This window comes from Sphingobacterium sp. UBA6320 (genome assembly GCF_002440335.1).
In the GTDB taxonomy this organism is placed as follows: domain Bacteria; phylum Bacteroidota; class Bacteroidia; order Sphingobacteriales; family Sphingobacteriaceae; genus Sphingobacterium.
In genome coordinates, this window is sequence record NZ_DJTA01000010.1 from 184,752 (window position 1) to 200,851 (window position 16,100).

Consider the following 16,100-nt stretch of genomic DNA (forward strand, 5'->3'; position numbering starts at 1 on the left):
ATATGAAATTACAACAATATTTAATGCTGATGATCATTTTTATGGGGTCATTGAGCAGCTGTCAGAAAGAATTATTGCCCAATAATGGTCCTGTGGATGTTACAGTCAATATTACTTATGAAAGCGAGGAGTATCAAGAGAAATTACCTGTAGACACCATCACGGTTAATATCTATTCGTTGAAAGGGAAAAAGATATACAGCGCCCAAACTGATGCTGAGGGTCATATTAAGTTTCCACAGCTTGCTCCTAATACCTATAGGATACAAGCTGTGATCAGCTTTAAGGTCGATTTGTTTAATCAATTGCTGGATCGGCAAGAGGATTTTGATATCACCTTTAGTTCGGAGATCAAAGAGATTATGGTCGGTAGGGAAATAGATCATCACTGGGATCTGTCCTTGGTGAGTGGCAATTTCAATCCAAATGGCTTGGTGATCAAACAGATCTATTATGCGGGTTCGCATGCGACTTTGGGTGCAAGTTTCCGAGATCAATTTATTGAAATCTTTAATAATTCGGACCAGATCCAGTATGCTGATAGTTTGTGCATTGCTGAGGCATATGGAGCAAATAATAGAAACGCGATCTATACATATCAAGCGAATAGTAAACAGTACGATTGGAGTAAATCATATGGAATGCCTACCAATATCAAGGCGAATTCGGACTATGTATATGCGCAAACTATACTCCGCTTGCCAGGTCAAGGTCAGGATTATCCGATCGCTCCTGGTCAAAGTATTGTTATAGCGGCTACGGCAACCAATCATAAAGCGCCTTATGAGGGAGCTGATGGAAAAGTAATCGCTGTTCAGGATCCAAGTTTAACAGTCGACTTGAGCAAGGCAGATTTTGAAGCTTACTATGCACCTTATATCGGTACAACAAGGCCTTTGGCATCTGATGTGGATAATCCCAATGTGCCGAATGTGGAGGTAATCCGACGGGGAAGTGGTGCCGATTTGATCATGAGCCAGACGGCACAACAAAGCTGGTTTATCTTTCGATCTGATGCTATGGGACCTGAAGCAAATTGGAAGGGTTACGGATTGCCTTATGCGGATGGTCAGGTTAATAATTCCAAAGCATATATACAGGTGCCCGTTGATGTGATCTTGGATGCAGTGGAACTGCAGTCTTCCACTTCAACGCAATATCCGAAGCGATTTTCTGCTCAAAATGATGCGGGATGGATTGCTGTGGATGGTGGAGCTCGTTCCTCGAATGCTGTCATTCGGAAAACCAAAGCAGTGGTCAATGGAAGAAGAGTGCTGCAGGATTCTAATAATTCTAAGGATGATTTTGTTTCCATAAAAGCAAACCCAAAGGGTTTTGCAGATTAGATCAGGTACTTGATTAAAATTAATACAATTCATGAAAAAACGAGATATAATAGGATTGTTGTTTGCGACTTGGGGAGCCTGCCTTCCAGTATATGCGCAAACGACTGTAGAGCAGGATACTATAGAGCGCCGAATACGTCAATACACAGTTGATAACCCGATGTGGTTAGAGAAGTCTGTTTCACCTCGCTACAGCCTAATTCAATTGGGATACAGCCAGATCAGTGGAGAGTATCGGGCTGCTCAGGATGCTCAAATAATAAAAAATATCAATTTTAACTCGGAGGGTGCGGTAACAATTAAAGATGTACGGCTGTGGGGAAGATTTGCTTATAACCGCAGTACGGAAGATAGCACGAGGTTTGCCCATCAAACGCGAGAAAATCCGGCATCACCCTGGTACTTTGGGTCGTATGGCTACAATCATTATGAAAGGTTCAATTATCTTATTCAGACTAGGGGACAAAAATACTTTGCTGACCGTCGGTATTCGGTCTTCGGGGGCTTGGATTATCATGTGGGTAATCATTTTAGTAATAACGATCCAAGAGGTACGATTGATGCAATTCAAGTCAATGGAAGCCTAGGGGGGAGTGCCCATATTGCTTCTGAATGGGAGCTTGGGGCCGAGGGAAAGTATGGCTATGGCCAAGAGCGTGTGGAAATAGCCTATCGTAATGATCAATATGCGTTAAGTGCGGTTGAATCTCCTTTTATGAACTACATCGTAAGAGGATATGGTTGGAAAGTGAGCGATTGGTTAAATGAAAAGAATATGTATTATCAGAATGATATGAAACGTTATGGTGCTAAGTTTTATTTATCGTGGGATGGGCATTTGGGAAAGTTCTATGGAAATATAGGATACCTGCAGGAAGTACAACGCTATAGACAGACGCTACGTAATGATTCGCGCATCAATGAATTGAGCAAGTTCAATCTGGATCAATTGAGCTACCAACTTTTGTGGAACTTAAAACAGTCTAATCGTACCTATCTGGTATCTTTTAATAGTTTCATCTATAGCGGTAAGGATCGGGTGATCGAAAGTGGCGATGCACAGAATTATGTCTACAGAAAGAAACATCATACATTGGATTTTTCGTATTTGGTGCATAATAAAAAGTGGCAACAGCTATATGAAGCTAATATAGGGTATACCAATCAATTGCGTCATGATGGAGGTACGGAAACACGATTGGATTATGACCGTCTGGACTATGGATTGGCAACATTATTTACCTATGCTACAGCAAGAAATCAAGAGTTTGAATTTGGTTTGACCGCTTTTATGGAAAGAAATTTAGGTGCTGCATGGACGCTTCCTGTAATCAATGAAAATGTATTTCATCAATATGTGTTTTATCATGATGTTCTATATCATCAGGCAAATGTTTGGGGAGGTAAATTACGTCTGGGTTTTATGCAGCGACTTAGAAAAAGTAATTACATCAAGTTGACAGCAGATTATACGTATCGTAAAGCGGATCAAGCTGATGCTTTGGATAGAATGAATTTGGCTCCTTTGGGTAGAACACGCGAGGAGGGAAGTTTACGTTTAAGTTATGGATTTTAAGTTGGAGGTATTTAATTTTGATGAAGAAAAATAAGTTTTTGGTGGCATTGATGGTTTGTTTACCTGTACTAATCAGTGCTTTTGGAGATGCAGTAGATACGGGATATTCGATGGCTGATCTTCGCCGGATGTACAGCAGTGGCGATATGAGTCAGTGGCCTAAACCACATCTAGATGCTTCAGTTCAAAAAGGATTTGTTGATATTGGAGTTTTGCCCGCGGTTGAATATCCGCAATCAAATCCCTTCAGTAAAGAAAAGGCTTCATTGGGAAAACTATTGTTTTTTGATGCACGGTTATCGGCATCGAAGCAGTTATCTTGTGCGAGCTGTCACGATCCGCAGCTCGGTTTTGGTGATGGTAAGAGTTTAGCTCATGGCCACGGTAGAAAAGAAGGAAGACGTAATGCGATGACTTTGTATAATGTGGGATATTATAAGAGTTTTATGTGGGATGGAAGGGCTAAAAGCCTGGAAGACCAAGTTTTGTTGCCTGTGCAAGATCACGTGGAGATGAATACCGTTTTGGACACGATGGTCGCACATGTTCGCGAGATGGCAGGATATCGCACCCATTTTAAAAGCGCTTTTGGGGATGATGTTGTGACTTTATGGAGAATCCAGCAGGCATTGGCGACTTATGAACGCAGCATTGTGAGTTATCCAAATAAATTTGATCGCTTTGTGTCGGGGCAATCTGATGCGCTCAATGATCAGGAATTAGAAGGACTTCATCTCTTCCGCACTAAGGCTCGATGTATTAATTGTCATAATACGCCTTTGTTTTCAGATAATTTGTTTCATAACGATGGACAGACACTCTATGGTACCAAACAGGAGGATTTTGGACATTATCATTTAACAGGTGATCAGAAAGATATAGGCGCATTTCGAACACCTTCACTACGTAATGTTGCATTGACGGGGCCTTGGATGCATCATGGGAACTTCCCTACGCTGAGGGATGTTGTAGAACTCTATAATCTGGGCAATCCTGCTCCTATACAGAGAAGGGTGGTGGTTGATGAAAAGACAAGACCCATTCATTCCCCCTTGTTAAAAAAACTTAATCTTTCTAAAACGGAAGTCGATGCGGTATTGGCCTTTTTGCAGGCATTAAGTAGTCCAACGCAACGCCGTATAGCGATGCCTGAGCTTCCCGAATAGGGCTTATATATTAAGTGTATTATTATTTATAGGATGAAAACTAAACATGAGGTATGAGCATGAATCTTTCGTCAAATCTAGAATCCCACATATGGCAATTCCTATAATTAATGTCCAGGAAATATAGTCTTTGAATTCATTCTTTTTATGTTTGATAAATAAGAGATGAACAATTAGATGGAGGATCATAAAAATATCAAATCCCTTGATAAATGCGCTAGAGGATTGAATAGGGGTGAGTCCTTCATATATCAAGAAAAATAATGGGATATGTGCTAAGAGGAAGAGCACATACCCCATTTGCTCATTGAGCAAAGAGAGTCCTGGAAAAATCCGCCATTCTTTGCACCTTATGGCATCGATTTCATGCAGGATGAACAATACGATTCCGATATATAAAAAGATCTGTTCTGGCATCTGATGTCACTATTTTTGAATTTAGTGGATAACTAATTAAATTTAGAAGCAAATATAGGACTATGTCCCTAAAATACAACTTCATTAATAAAAAAGGCATGCTGTAAAACAAACTAGATGATAGATAATTCGAAAGCTCTTGAGTGGGAACTAATTTTGGTGAGATCAAATAATGGGATTAATGATAAAAGAGCTTGTGAATAAGAAGTCGTATCAAAAATATTAAAAAAATAGAACAATAATTGTTTAAAACTGTTTTAAGTCGTGAATAAACAAAATTAATCAATTATGAAAAACAAGATTCTTTTCGTGTTATGCTTATTGACAGGCTTCATGTTTATTAATGCAGGCTTGGACAAATTTTTTCATTATATGCCTATGCCTAAAGATATGCCAGAGGAAATGGTAAAATCGAGTAAGGCTTTTATGGAAATAGGCTGGTTGCTGCCTTTAGTAGGTGTGGTCGAAATTGTTGGTGGACTGTTGCTGATCTCGGCTAGGACTAGGGCATTAGGCGCCCTTGTCATATTTCCGGTCTTAACAGGTATTTTGCTGACTAATATTGCAGTAGCTCCTTCTGGACTGCCCATCGTATTTGTATTGATCGCAATTGTCTTATGGATCATAATTGATAATTGGAAAAAATATCTTCCGATGATTGACAAATAACTTATCCAAGAACTTTTACGTTTTTATTAATGTCTGATTTATGCCCTATCTTACTTCATGTAGATGCCTAGATCAATATTAAGGAGAAGTTCAACCTGTTTTTGTGGTTTGCTTATATCTGATTATAGGATATGACATACTCAAGAAGAGTAGTCATATCCTTATTTTTTATTTTTTTTGATTCTTTGTTCTATAGGTAAATCCAAAATTGCCATTAGCAATAAGTAATATCCTTTTTTCAATCCTAACTTTGTTGATTTTTGAGTTTGCTTATTCATGACTGTAATATTTAGTGTTACTATGTTTCAAGAAACTTTTTTCAAAGCTTGTGCCATCTTAAAGGGGGGAACTTATTAAGGGTATTTATCTGATTAGATTTGCGTATTTTAATAATGTATGATCGTTATTTATACTTAAAACTTACCTGCCGCTGTACAAAATCAATAATAATAGATTAATAGCGTCTATATTAGAGAATCATTAGAAAGTAAGCAGATTACCTTTTAAAATTAATATTATCCCTAACTTTATTGCCTTAGAAAATTAAGGATTTTCTACGTTTAAATTCTATTATAAAAATATGACCGTTTTAACGTTTACATTGATTATGCTACTGGGTGCAATTTGTGCTGGCATTATTGGGTCCCTATCGGGGCTTGGGGGGGGAATAGTCGTAATCCCTTTACTGACTATCTTGCTTGGAGTAGATATACATTATGCAATTGGGGCCGCATTGGTCTCCGTAATCGCAACTTCATCTGGGTCTGCAGCGGCTTATGTTAAAGAAGGTATTGCCAATATGCGTCTAGGAATGTTTCTGGAGATTGCTACAACAGCTGGTGCGGTTGTAGGTGCTTTAATTTCTACTGCTGCACCAAGTTCTGCTATTGCTATAATATTTGGTTTTGCTTTAATTTTTTCTGCTGCAAATTCACTCCGAAAAAAAGAAGAGCATATCGTGACTCAATCCAGTAAACTTGCTGAAAGATTGAAATTACCGTCTACTTATCCCGTTGTGAAAGGACAGGAGGTGGCATATGGCACCAAAAATGTTATTGGTGGTTTTAGCATGATGGGTCTTGCTGGCGTGCTTTCTGGCATGTTGGGTATTGGTTCGGGGGCTTTTAAAGTGATCGCCATGGATACCATCATGAGAATTCCTTTTAAAGTCTCTACAACGACCAGTAATTTTATGATGGGGGTGACGGCATTGGCTAGTTGTGTTATTTATCTTCAAAAGGGATATATTGTTCCTGACATATGCTTGCCGGTGATGATTGGAGTATTGATAGGGGCAATGATTGGATCCAAAATATTGATGGCTACGGATCCGAAAAAGCTCCGGATATTTTTTGCTTTTATCATTTTTTTCTTAGCTTTTAATATGATTTATAACGGTTTTAAAGGTAAATTCTAATGCAGGTTACAGATAAAATTATTCAAAAAATAATAGGCAATGTCTTAAAATACGGTGTAAGAAGTGTATTAATCATCAGTATAATCGGGGGATTGATCTTTCTTTTTAATCATGCGGATGAACCTGTTGCCTATGGAAGATTTACGGAAAATGATCGAAGTATAGTCGATGTTGTTTCTGGGATTTTAAAGGGTGTAGTAGATCTTCAGGGACGTGCGATTATTTATTTAGCGATTTTAGTGCTTTTTTGTACGCCTTTGTTAAGATTGTTACTTTCGTTATTGAGCTTTATGCTCGAGGGAGATAAGCTGTATGTTTTTATAACAAGTATTGTTCTTGTTATTATTGGGTTTAGTATGTATTTTGGATTTGGACATTAAATACGCTACTCATCCAAGTACTTGATGTAAGTTGTTCCTACTGGCTGTATGAAAATTCTTGATAATTGAAAAGTTCTCCACATGGGAGAACTTTTCTATATAAAGGGTACTTGTTTTTCTATTTTCTCGCTTTCTTGATTTTTTCTTCTATAGGTAAATCCAAAATTGCCATTAGCAATAAGTAATATCCTTTTTTCAGTCCTAATTTGGTCGCGTTTTGATTCTCTGCATTCATAACAGTCAATTTTTAATGTTCAGTAGATATAACATATAAAGCTTTTTACAAAGCTTGTGCCATCGTGGATCGACTTTGTAATCAAACGTATTTATTTTAATTGTTTTACGTATTTAACTGATCCTCATTTGTTATTTATACTTGCTGATTGAATTGCATAAGCTCAATATTTTCCTTATTTGAGTTTTAAAAGATATTAATTTTAGATAGTATGATATTTGATTTGCAGTTTTTTTCTACCTATCTGCGACCAGGGTATTAATTTTTATGGTAAATTTTACTTATTAGAATGTGTTTTTTAGATAAAATAATCTTAACTTGCTAACAGTGAGTTTGATAACCTGTTTGACAACCTTTAATGTATATACCGATGATCCTAAAACATTCGAAATTAATAATTGCCTGTTTTTCCACTTGTTGTATTCTTTCCATCATTTCTTGTAATAAAGATGATTTGAATCGTAATACAGAACTTTTTAATGCTGATTACAAGGATATCCAACTGAATTCTGGTTTTTCTAGTAATAGCATTGCTATTCATTCGAAGGAGTGGTCGGTTGCATATGTGAAAGATGCTTTTACAGGTGAATTATTATCCGATAAAGAGGGAAATCCAGCTGTATTAACTGCTGTTGGTCAGGTAGAGTTAATGGGTAGCTGGTTGAAATTGGAGAAGACTGATCAAAATAATTTATTAACGATGTCCTTGAAAGAGAATTTCAATCGTATTCCAAGAAAATTTTCAATCGGTATCGTTGCTGACGGCAATCAAGATGAACTGTCTTTCACTCAGAATCGGGGAGAAACCTATGAGATTATCAAAAAGGAAATTATAGAAGTACCGGGAAGTCGAAAGGAATATAAAAGTAATGAAGGTTGTGGTATCATCCAACTGAATAATCATACTTCTAGAGCAAAAAATATGGAAACTACTTCGATATTTAAAGATGTTAAATACATATCAGAGTTTACGAGTACTGATCAAGATGCTTTTAGTTGGATGAATACGCCAGACTCACTTATTTTTATGGGAGAGATTTTAAAAGATGGAGTGACGTATTGGTCTAAACAAGTTCCTTATAAGGAAGGCCGGTATTTAGAATCTTATATGAATGATGGAAGTAAACAAGAAGTGCTTGTTGAACCCTATACAACAATCCATGTAAGTGGTGAAATCTCCTACTTAACGCGGGAGTGCATATATACTTTTACTATTAAAAATAAGTCTTCGGGTCATGAATTTGATATTTCTGGTGTTTGGAAACAAAAAGTACCTTTGTCTTCAATAACTAAAATCTTTTAATCTTTATATCTGTGATGTTTGATCTTGTTGCTTTTTAAAAATAGCATTTCGATATGCTTCACCCCATTTTGCAATTTCATCTATAATGGGTTCTAATGTACGACCATATTCGGTCACTTCATATTCGACAGTGATGGGTTTTGTGTTGAGGACTGTGCGACTTATTAGATGATTCATTTCCATATCTTGCAACTCTTTGGATAACATCTTTGCAGCGATGCCGTCTACTTCGCGAAGCAGGTCCATAAAGCGTATTTTACCACCTTCCATGAGTGTTCCAAGTATGTGAAATTTCCATTTTCCGGATAAAATTTCCATAGTGTCTGTTATCGCTGTTATCCGCGCTTTACATCCTGACCTATTATTGATGGTTTGATTTTTTCTCATGAGCTACTTATTGATCCAAAAATACGAAGTAAAATTACGGAAACGATTATTAGTTTCCAATAGGAAAGTAGTTTCCAAAAGGAAACTGATAGCAATTGTAAACTATCACTAAGTTATCTTTGCAGTGTATTTAATTAATAAAATTATAAAAAAATGAAAAAATTATCAATCGTAGCCGTATTGGCTTCTGTCATATTAGCCTCATGTGGTGGCGCTAATGGAGACAAAGCACAAACTGGAACAGAGCAGCAAGTAGCTGAACAAAAGGGAGAAACTTTTACAGTTGATACAGCTGTTAGTACCATTAAATGGAAAGGATACCACAAAGGTGGTTTTGATCCAAGATTTGGTACTTTAAAAAGTGAAGGGACTGTATCTCTTGAAGAAGGTGCAATTACTGGTGGATCTTTTGTTATTGATATGAATTCTGTAGTTACAGATAAAAGTTCGGTAGATCCTGCAAAATCAGGTGGCAAAACTTCTGCTGACTTAGATGGGCATTTGAAAACTGGTGATTTCTTTGAAGTAGAAAAATACCCTACAGCTAAATTTGAGATCACAAGTGTAACTGCTTTTGACGCATCCAAAGATAAGAGTGTAATTGCTGATGCAACAAATATCATTAGCGGAAATTTAACGATTAAAGATAAGACTGTAAATGTTACGTTTCCTGCAAAAGTAAATGTAACAGATAATGAAGTAAGTGTTCAATCTAAATTTACGATCAACAGACAAGATTGGGGATTAGCTTACGGTACTGAGGGTGATCCGAAGGATTGGATGATTTCTCAGGAAGTAGATATGGAATTGAATATCACTGCAAAAAAATAAGCCATTAAAAAACACGCTTTAATTTTTTAAAGCGTGTTTTTAATGATTGGATATGATCAAAATCGAATCACTAACAATATTTATACTATTTGTTGGTTATTTAATGTCCAATTTTGTCTTTTTTATTGGGTAATAATATAGTGAAAATTGCTACTCCTAATAATAAGACAATAGAAATAAGGGTCGAAAGCCCATAAGCATGAGTTAGATTTTTCATTTGTAAGAATGTTTCTTTTTGGTCATGTAAATATATACCTAACACTAACGCAATGCCTAAGCAAATAGCAATTTGTTGTATGGTCAGATAAATACCAGAACCTATCCCAGTAAGATCTGTATTTAAATCCTTTAAAGCGATGGTCATTAAAGAAGGCAGTACAGTTCCGCAACCTAAGCCGTAAAAGAACAATATTCCATGAAGTTGTTGAATAGAAACTTTGCTTTGATTGTAAATGAAAAGATGTGCTATTAATGCAATTACCATCATGGTTAATCCGATAAGGATGATCTTTTTGCCGTTTTTTTGAATAAAACGACTTACTATCACACTGGCAATAACATAGCCTATTCCTTGATATACAAATGCAATACCTGTCATGGTAGGTGTAAAGTGCTTATATGCCTGTAAATAATTAGAATTTATAATGAAATAAGCATCTTGTACCATGTAATAAGCTAATGCGGCACCTAAGCCTAAATTAAAAATTTTATTGCTAAAAAGCGAGAAATTAATTAGGGTAGCATGACCAAGATCGTATTGATTTTTCTGTTGTTTCAGAAAATAAAGTATGAAGAGTATAGAAGTGCTTAATAAGATAATAATCCATAGGGGCCAATGTAACTCAGGTCCTAATATCAAAGGACAGATTAAACAAATGAGTACTCCAAACAATTGAAACATGGATATCAAGTTGATGTGTAATGTTGGTTGTGCTTGGGTAGTGGGAATGGTTAAATAGGCCATAAAAAAAGCAAAAATACCAATAGGAATATTGATGAGAAATATCAATCGCCAGCTTTCATCGATCCAGGTCTGATCTGGAAGGATACCTCCCAGCAGTTGACCTAAGATAGACGCTACTCCAGCAACGCTACCATAAATGCCTAATGCCAATGAACGTTTTTCTTGTTCTTTAAATAAGAAGGTTAACAATGCGATGCCTTGTGGCACCATAAGACCTGAACTTATACCTTGTAAAAGTCTCCCAAATAGTAATAGATATACTGTGTTTGATAGCGCACAGATGAGGGATGAAGTCGTAAAACCAAGCATACCGATGAGGTATATTTTTTTTCTACCATAGTAATGACCTGCATTTCCAGAACAAATTAATAAACTTGCATAGCCAATTACATATAGAATAATGATCCATTGGGTTTCACTTGTAGTAAGTTGCAGTGTCTCTTGTATAGAGGGTAGGGAAACATTGATGATAAATAAGTCGATAACGAATAGAAATATCCCTGTAGAGAGGATCGATATTTTAAGTATATCTCTGATCTGAAGCTGCATATTAAAAGTTTTTGTTAATTTTAGCAAGCAAATTTAAGGGTGTCACTTTTCGTTATCAAGTAGTTATAATAAGTATACTAAGTATAGTTTTATGTACTCATACTCAGTATAAGACAATTATGGAAGAAAAAAATATAAAAAATTTTGGGAGTTGTTGCGATGTCAACGGTATCTTTAAAATTATAGGTGGAAAATGGAAAGTTTTGCTTATTAAGTCTATTGCGCAACAATGTCCAAAAAGATTTGGTGAGTTGAAAAGGGAAATGGAAGATATTGCGCAGACGACGTTGACCATGCAATTGCGAGAATTGGAAAGGGATGGTATTATTTGTCGCAAAGTTTATCCAGAATCGCCTCCTCGGGTTGAATATAAATTAAGTGATATGGGGAAAACATTATTGCCAGTTATTGAGATGCTGGACCAATGGTGGGTGGAATACAAAGAAATACAGCTTTAAATCAGGAATGTCATTTAATATGATGCTATCTGATTGGAGTGATCGGAAATATAATAGTTATACACGTCTTTTAATCCTTTTCCATTTATGCTTGTCAAAAGAGCATCATCTAAATTATTATTATGTTGAAGAAATCATATATAATCGCCATATTCTTGTTTTGCTTTAGTTTGACTTATAGTCAAAATAGAATAGGCAGTGGGGGAAATGTAACCATCTTCTCGGATCGTGATCCATTTTATTTGTTTATCAATGGTATTCAATACAATGACCAACCTTCAAAACAGGTGCGTGTTGAACAATTGAAGGATCATCTTTATGATCTTCAAGTTGAATTTGTCGGTAGAGTGAAATCTTCACTCTCGAAAAAAGGAGTTTCCGTATTGAATGAAGATGGAGAATTTTTGGATTTAACGTATCTAGCAAACAGTATCAGAAGTAATCGCATGCGTAGCTTGACACTATATGCCATGTTTCCTGCAGATAATCATCTTCCTAATCCTAGAGCTGCTCAGGTATTTGCTTATGGAAGACCGAAGCAGATCGTTGATTCTGAATCGGAGTATGAATATGGTCATGAAACCTATTATGGGGATGAAATGACAGTATCCGAATTTAATGCTTTTTTGAAAACGATTGATCAAGGTGGATTTGATAATGATAAGTTAAAAATCGCTAGTATGTCTACTTCGCAGGTTTCTTTCTCACTGAATCAGATCAAAGATGTACTAAAAAGGTTTTCATGGGATGAGGGTAAGCTTGCTTTTGCCAAAATGGCATATGCAAATTGTCCTGAAAAAAGGAACTATATGTTGCTTACTGATCAGTTTTCTTTTGGCGACAGCAAGAATAAATTGTTGGATTTTATTAAAAATCAACCAATTGATAGTGAATATCTCGAAAGAATGAGTGAGGTTGAATTGAATAGTTTGATTAAAATGATGAGTCAAAGTGGTTTTGACGAAGATAAATTGAAAATATTGGCAACTGTAAGTGAAAAGGTAGCATTTCCTGTAACTTCTATTAAGAGAATTCTCAAAGAACTGAGCTGGGACCAGGGGAAATTGTCTGCGGCGCAAAAGCTCTATCCAAATTGTCTCGATAAGCGTAATTATGCGATCTTATTAGATGAGTTTACATTTTTAGATTATAAAAATAAATTTACTGCTTTTGTTAGAAATCAGAAATAGGGTTTTAATTTAAGTATTTGGTGAATGTAGTTTGCTATCAAGCCATAGTACAATTTCTTGGTATACTTCATCTTTAATTGATTCGTTGAGGAGTTCATGGCGCATCTTAGGATATAGGTGATATTTTACGTCATTGTTTCCATGTGTAGTAAGATCTTGTACAGTTTTAATTACCCCTTTTCCAAAATTACCGATCGGATCTTCTTCACCGCTTTCTAAAAGAAATGGAAGTGTGGTCGGAATATGATCTGTCCAGTTTGGACCGCTACCTCGATTGGCGACATATGCGGTTGCATAGAAGGCGTTATTTGAAAATGGGATACCACATAAGGTGTCAGCGATAAAATGATCTCGGTTTTCTTTGGCTAAACTGAGCCAATTACTGTTTTTTTGATTAGGCTCATCTTTAAATTTTAGGTTATTGAATGCTCCGAATGAATAATTAATTAAAGTGGACTTCCGTTTAGGAAGTATTTTATTTAAAAGCCCTAAAAGTCTTTCGCCTATAATGGCAGCTTGATCCATCGTGCCTGTACCGATAAGCACTACACCGCAAAATAAATTTCCTATTTCTTGTACAATGCACCTTGTGATGAATGATCCCATCGAATGTCCGATAATAAAATGTGGTAGATGGGGATATTGATTTGCGAGCAGCTGCGCCATTTCAATACCGTCGTCTACGAGTCGGACACCGGGATTCTGACGTTGTATATAACCTAGGGCACCTTTATTTTTTACAGAGCGTCCGTGGCCTATATGATCGTATGTCATAACCAAGAAACCTTTTGCTGCCAGAAAGCGTGCGAAATCATCATATCTACCGCTATGCTCTTGCATACCATGTAAAATTAGTATTGTGGCTTTTGCTTCTTTTTCTGTTGGAAAATATAGGGTCTTGAAAATGTCATGTTTACTTCCGTTAAGATCTATAATCTCGTGGAAGCTGGATTCTGAGTGGATCATATTTTTAAATTCGTTCGGTTTATTCCTTAAATGAATCTTCTTTTTCAAATGCTCTATTTTTATTTATTGTAAAATACAACATCAGTTAATACTGATCTAATATAAAGGTTATTTTTTATTAAAAATAGTGATTAGTGCTCATGGATATGCGATGAAGGATCCATGAGTCTTACATACAGATAGTTTGAGAACTAGGCAAGACTTGCTTTTAATCTTGCTAGCAAATCACTAGCTTTTGTATCGTCGATATTTATCTTTCTGATCGATGCTCGTTTTCCTTTATCTTTTTGATGAATAATTTTTATTAAATCTTGAGTATATTCATTTTTATATTTACTGATATCAAATGCTGTACTGTGTTGTTTGATGAGCTGAAGAGCCATATCCATTTCCTCTTTCTTAATTTTAACATTAGCTGGCAATTTCAATTCATCGATAGACCGAATCTCCTGTTCATAACGTATTTTATTGATCAGTAAGCTTCCTTTGTATGGTTTCACAATAGCTAAGTGTTCCACATTGCGCATGACGAATGAGCCAAGGCCAGCTGTTTTACTTTTTTCTAATGCTTTTTCGAGCAATTGATAGGCTTTTTCTCCACCTTTTTGGGGTTCTAAATAATAGGGTGTATCGAAATAAATACTGTCAATGTCATTTAGCTGTACGAATGCATGGAGGGCTATAATCTTACTTTTTTCTGGACTTGCTTCTTCAAAATCAGCATCTTCTAAGAGTACATAATGATCTTTAAGGAAATATCCTTTTACAATATTTTTCCAAATAACCTCTTTTCCTGTTTTTTCATTGACTCTTTTGAACTTAATGTTCGCTTGGTCTTTACGATCAAGCATATCAAAATCCAAATTACTACTTTCAGTTGCACTATACAATTTCACAGGTATATTGACAAGTCCAAATCCTATAGCTCCGGTCCATATTGCACGCATATGTGATGTACTTTGATGTTTAGGGATAAAAATGTGTTTTATAATTTTCTGACTCTACATAGAGCAGGTTTGTTTCAATTTTCTAAGAAGTGAATCGATGTATTCTGGAAATTGTGTCAGGGCCTCTCTTAAATGTCTTTCTCCTTCGATGTAGCCTTCTGTTCTTGCAATTTCCAATGCAGAATCATATACTTTATCGAGGTAGCCATCTGGCATTTGAGCAGAATCTAAATCAGTGTTGTTCATAGCTTTACATTTAAATGTTGTGAGTTTTATTGTTTAGTGATATCCTGTGATATTTAAAATATAAAACAGTTTATTTAATATAACATATTGATAAGCAAATAGTTTTAAAAATTACGAATTCATGTACGGATATATTTTTATTGGTACAAGGTGAATGTGCTGATACAGTGATGGATGCTCCCCCGATACGTTTTTTGTTTATACACAAACTATTGATATGTATTGGAAAACGGATATTTTAAATTTGTGTAGTGTATGATCATATTTATGATCAATATATTTTCTTAATGAGTGGGGTTAATCTGTTATGATAGGATATCTAACAGATAGTAGTAGTATTTGATGTGGTCATCTTATGTTTTTTCTAAAACCTGATTGAAAAGAGCGGATGACTAGTTAAATTTATATTGACCTTTTTGACTATCAAGAAATATTGCTTAATCTATATTTTTTATTTCATTCTTAAATAAAAAAGTAATAAATTTATATAACCAATAAAAATCATACTTGATGAGAGAGTTAATTAAAAATAATCTTGGTGTGAGATCTTTTTGTTGCTACATACTTGTCAGTGCTACTGCTGTTGCTATTGGTATATTTTTTATACAATGTTTTGATCAAATTGTTTCATACGAGTTTACTAAAATCCCATATTTTTTGTTAGACATGTTTATGATAACCTTTAAGGCTGCTATTTTAGTAGCATTGATCACATTATTTTATTCCTATATCCTTAGATCAAATCAAAAAGAAAATGCAAAATCTGGTATTATCAAATGGCAACCATTCTTTTCAATACTGTTTACATTTGTATTTTTGCTGTTTATACATTTTATGTTAAGTGCAGATACACCTCTAATTATCCATAGTTATGCAGTTGCTATTGGATTCTCAGTTGTGATTGTATGTGTGTTATTGTTATATGGAAATAAGGCTTACTATGATAATTTTAAAAAAGTGTCATTTTATCTTGATAAAGATGAATCTTCTAAACTTATAAATGAAAGTTATTTAGGGAAAAATTTGATTTCTAATAATAATAATAATAATAAT

At 35.4% G+C, this 16,100-nt stretch carries 17 protein-coding genes; 11 read left to right on the forward strand and 6 right to left on the reverse strand.

Going from position 1 to position 16,100, the window contains the following annotated elements:
* Positions 1 to 2: 2 nt before the first annotated feature.
* The 3 genes from B3P23_RS06690 to B3P23_RS06700 are packed head-to-tail and all read left to right on the forward strand — an operon-like array spanning position 3 to position 4,088.
* Positions 3 to 1,346: a DUF4876 domain-containing protein gene (locus B3P23_RS06690; protein ID WP_293925167.1), complete on the forward strand. Its 1,344-nt coding sequence runs from the start codon at positions 3 to 5 to the stop codon at positions 1,344 to 1,346.
* Positions 1,347 to 1,377: 31 nt separating this feature from the next.
* Entirely contained in the window at positions 1,378 to 2,922 is a 1,545-nt protein-coding gene (locus B3P23_RS06695; RefSeq protein WP_293925168.1) for a DUF6850 family outer membrane beta-barrel protein, read from the forward strand.
* 20 nt (positions 2,923 to 2,942) lie between these two features.
* Positions 2,943 to 4,088: a cytochrome-c peroxidase gene (locus B3P23_RS06700; RefSeq protein ID WP_293925170.1), complete on the forward strand. Its 1,146-nt coding sequence runs from the start codon at positions 2,943 to 2,945 to the stop codon at positions 4,086 to 4,088.
* Between the two features lie 3 nt (positions 4,089 to 4,091).
* Here B3P23_RS06700 and B3P23_RS06705 read toward each other — a convergent pair whose 3' ends face one another.
* Positions 4,092 to 4,505: a DUF6713 family protein gene (locus B3P23_RS06705; protein ID WP_293925172.1), complete on the reverse strand. Its 414-nt coding sequence runs from the start codon at positions 4,503 to 4,505 to the stop codon at positions 4,092 to 4,094.
* 288 nt (positions 4,506 to 4,793) lie between these two features.
* Between B3P23_RS06705 and B3P23_RS06710 the strand changes: the two genes are divergently transcribed.
* The 4 genes from B3P23_RS06710 (at position 4,794) to B3P23_RS06725 (ending at position 8,509) form a co-directional block, all read left to right on the forward strand.
* Positions 4,794 to 5,174 carry a DoxX family membrane protein gene (locus B3P23_RS06710; RefSeq protein ID WP_248753447.1) on the forward strand — a complete coding sequence of 127 codons (381 nt, stop codon included), beginning with the start codon at positions 4,794 to 4,796 and terminating at the stop codon, positions 5,172 to 5,174.
* Positions 5,175 to 5,754: 580 nt separating this feature from the next.
* Positions 5,755 to 6,591, forward strand: a complete 837-nt coding sequence (locus tag B3P23_RS06715) for a sulfite exporter TauE/SafE family protein (RefSeq protein ID WP_293925175.1) — start codon at positions 5,755 to 5,757, stop codon at positions 6,589 to 6,591.
* On the forward strand, positions 6,591 to 6,971 hold the full coding sequence (locus B3P23_RS06720) for a DUF1634 domain-containing protein (protein WP_248753448.1): 381 nt from the start codon (positions 6,591 to 6,593) through the stop codon (positions 6,969 to 6,971). The genes B3P23_RS06715 and B3P23_RS06720 overlap by 1 nt, the downstream gene beginning before the upstream one ends.
* 689 nt (positions 6,972 to 7,660) lie before the next feature.
* Entirely contained in the window at positions 7,661 to 8,509 is an 849-nt protein-coding gene (locus B3P23_RS06725) for a hypothetical protein (RefSeq protein WP_293925177.1), read from the forward strand.
* A gap of 3 nt (positions 8,510 to 8,512) precedes the next feature.
* On the opposite strand, the gene B3P23_RS06730 is transcribed toward B3P23_RS06725, so the two are convergent.
* Positions 8,513 to 8,896 carry a winged helix-turn-helix transcriptional regulator gene (locus B3P23_RS06730; protein ID WP_248753450.1) on the reverse strand — a complete coding sequence of 128 codons (384 nt, stop codon included), beginning with the start codon at positions 8,894 to 8,896 and terminating at the stop codon, positions 8,513 to 8,515.
* A 153-nt stretch (positions 8,897 to 9,049) separates the two neighbouring features.
* On the opposite strand from B3P23_RS06730, the gene B3P23_RS06735 reads away from it, so the two are divergent.
* Positions 9,050 to 9,727: a YceI family protein gene (locus tag B3P23_RS06735; RefSeq protein ID WP_248753451.1), complete on the forward strand. Its 678-nt coding sequence runs from the start codon at positions 9,050 to 9,052 to the stop codon at positions 9,725 to 9,727.
* Positions 9,728 to 9,827: 100 nt separating this feature from the next.
* Here B3P23_RS06735 and B3P23_RS06740 read toward each other — a convergent pair whose 3' ends face one another.
* Positions 9,828 to 11,240: an MFS transporter gene (locus B3P23_RS06740; protein ID WP_293925179.1), complete on the reverse strand. Its 1,413-nt coding sequence runs from the start codon at positions 11,238 to 11,240 to the stop codon at positions 9,828 to 9,830.
* A gap of 119 nt (positions 11,241 to 11,359) precedes the next feature.
* On the opposite strand from B3P23_RS06740, the gene B3P23_RS06745 reads away from it, so the two are divergent.
* On the forward strand, positions 11,360 to 11,698 hold the full coding sequence (locus tag B3P23_RS06745; RefSeq protein ID WP_248753453.1) for a winged helix-turn-helix transcriptional regulator: 339 nt from the start codon (positions 11,360 to 11,362) through the stop codon (positions 11,696 to 11,698).
* A 122-nt stretch (positions 11,699 to 11,820) separates the two neighbouring features.
* Complete coding sequence (locus B3P23_RS06750) at positions 11,821 to 12,888, forward strand: DUF4476 domain-containing protein (protein WP_293925181.1); 1,068 nt, start codon at positions 11,821 to 11,823, stop codon at positions 12,886 to 12,888.
* A 9-nt stretch (positions 12,889 to 12,897) separates the two neighbouring features.
* On the opposite strand, the gene B3P23_RS06755 is transcribed toward B3P23_RS06750, so the two are convergent.
* The 3 genes from B3P23_RS06755 to B3P23_RS06765 all read right to left on the reverse strand — a co-directional run bounded on the left by B3P23_RS06755 (position 12,898) and on the right by B3P23_RS06765 (position 15,047).
* Positions 12,898 to 13,854, reverse strand: coding sequence for an alpha/beta fold hydrolase (locus B3P23_RS06755; protein ID WP_293925183.1), 957 nt, complete (start codon positions 13,852 to 13,854; stop codon positions 12,898 to 12,900).
* Positions 13,855 to 14,045: 191 nt separating this feature from the next.
* On the reverse strand, positions 14,046 to 14,801 hold the full coding sequence (locus tag B3P23_RS06760; protein WP_045753955.1) for a Ku protein: 756 nt from the start codon (positions 14,799 to 14,801) through the stop codon (positions 14,046 to 14,048).
* Positions 14,802 to 14,855: 54 nt separating this feature from the next.
* On the reverse strand, positions 14,856 to 15,047 hold the full coding sequence (locus tag B3P23_RS06765) for a hypothetical protein (protein WP_045753954.1): 192 nt from the start codon (positions 15,045 to 15,047) through the stop codon (positions 14,856 to 14,858).
* 510 nt (positions 15,048 to 15,557) lie between these two features.
* Here B3P23_RS06765 and B3P23_RS06770 point away from each other — a divergent pair.
* A partial coding sequence (locus B3P23_RS06770) for a hypothetical protein (RefSeq protein ID WP_293925185.1) occupies positions 15,558 to 16,100 on the forward strand: 543 nt, incomplete at its 3' end.

Coding starts and splice junctions, on each gene's coding strand:
- B3P23_RS06745 (WP_248753453.1), top strand. CDS start 11,360: ATGGAAGAAAAAAATATAAAAAATTTTGGGAGTTGTTGCGATGTCAAC.
- B3P23_RS06715 (WP_293925175.1), top strand. CDS start 5,755: ATGACCGTTTTAACGTTTACATTGATTATGCTACTGGGTGCAATTTGT.
- B3P23_RS06705 (WP_293925172.1), bottom strand. CDS start 4,505: ATGCCAGAACAGATCTTTTTATATATCGGAATCGTATTGTTCATCCTG.
- B3P23_RS06730 (WP_248753450.1), bottom strand. CDS start 8,896: ATGAGAAAAAATCAAACCATCAATAATAGGTCAGGATGTAAAGCGCGG.
- B3P23_RS06710 (WP_248753447.1), top strand. CDS start 4,794: ATGAAAAACAAGATTCTTTTCGTGTTATGCTTATTGACAGGCTTCATG.
- B3P23_RS06735 (WP_248753451.1), top strand. CDS start 9,050: ATGAAAAAATTATCAATCGTAGCCGTATTGGCTTCTGTCATATTAGCC.
- B3P23_RS06765 (WP_045753954.1), bottom strand. CDS start 15,047: ATGAACAACACTGATTTAGATTCTGCTCAAATGCCAGATGGCTACCTC.
- B3P23_RS06740 (WP_293925179.1), bottom strand. CDS start 11,240: ATGCAGCTTCAGATCAGAGATATACTTAAAATATCGATCCTCTCTACA.
- B3P23_RS06700 (WP_293925170.1), top strand. CDS start 2,943: ATGAAGAAAAATAAGTTTTTGGTGGCATTGATGGTTTGTTTACCTGTA.
- B3P23_RS06690 (WP_293925167.1), top strand. CDS start 3: ATGAAATTACAACAATATTTAATGCTGATGATCATTTTTATGGGGTCA.
- B3P23_RS06720 (WP_248753448.1), top strand. CDS start 6,591: ATGCAGGTTACAGATAAAATTATTCAAAAAATAATAGGCAATGTCTTA.
- B3P23_RS06755 (WP_293925183.1), bottom strand. CDS start 13,854: ATGATCCACTCAGAATCCAGCTTCCACGAGATTATAGATCTTAACGGA.
- B3P23_RS06750 (WP_293925181.1), top strand. CDS start 11,821: ATGTTGAAGAAATCATATATAATCGCCATATTCTTGTTTTGCTTTAGT.
- B3P23_RS06695 (WP_293925168.1), top strand. CDS start 1,378: ATGAAAAAACGAGATATAATAGGATTGTTGTTTGCGACTTGGGGAGCC.
- B3P23_RS06760 (WP_045753955.1), bottom strand. CDS start 14,801: ATGCGTGCAATATGGACCGGAGCTATAGGATTTGGACTTGTCAATATA.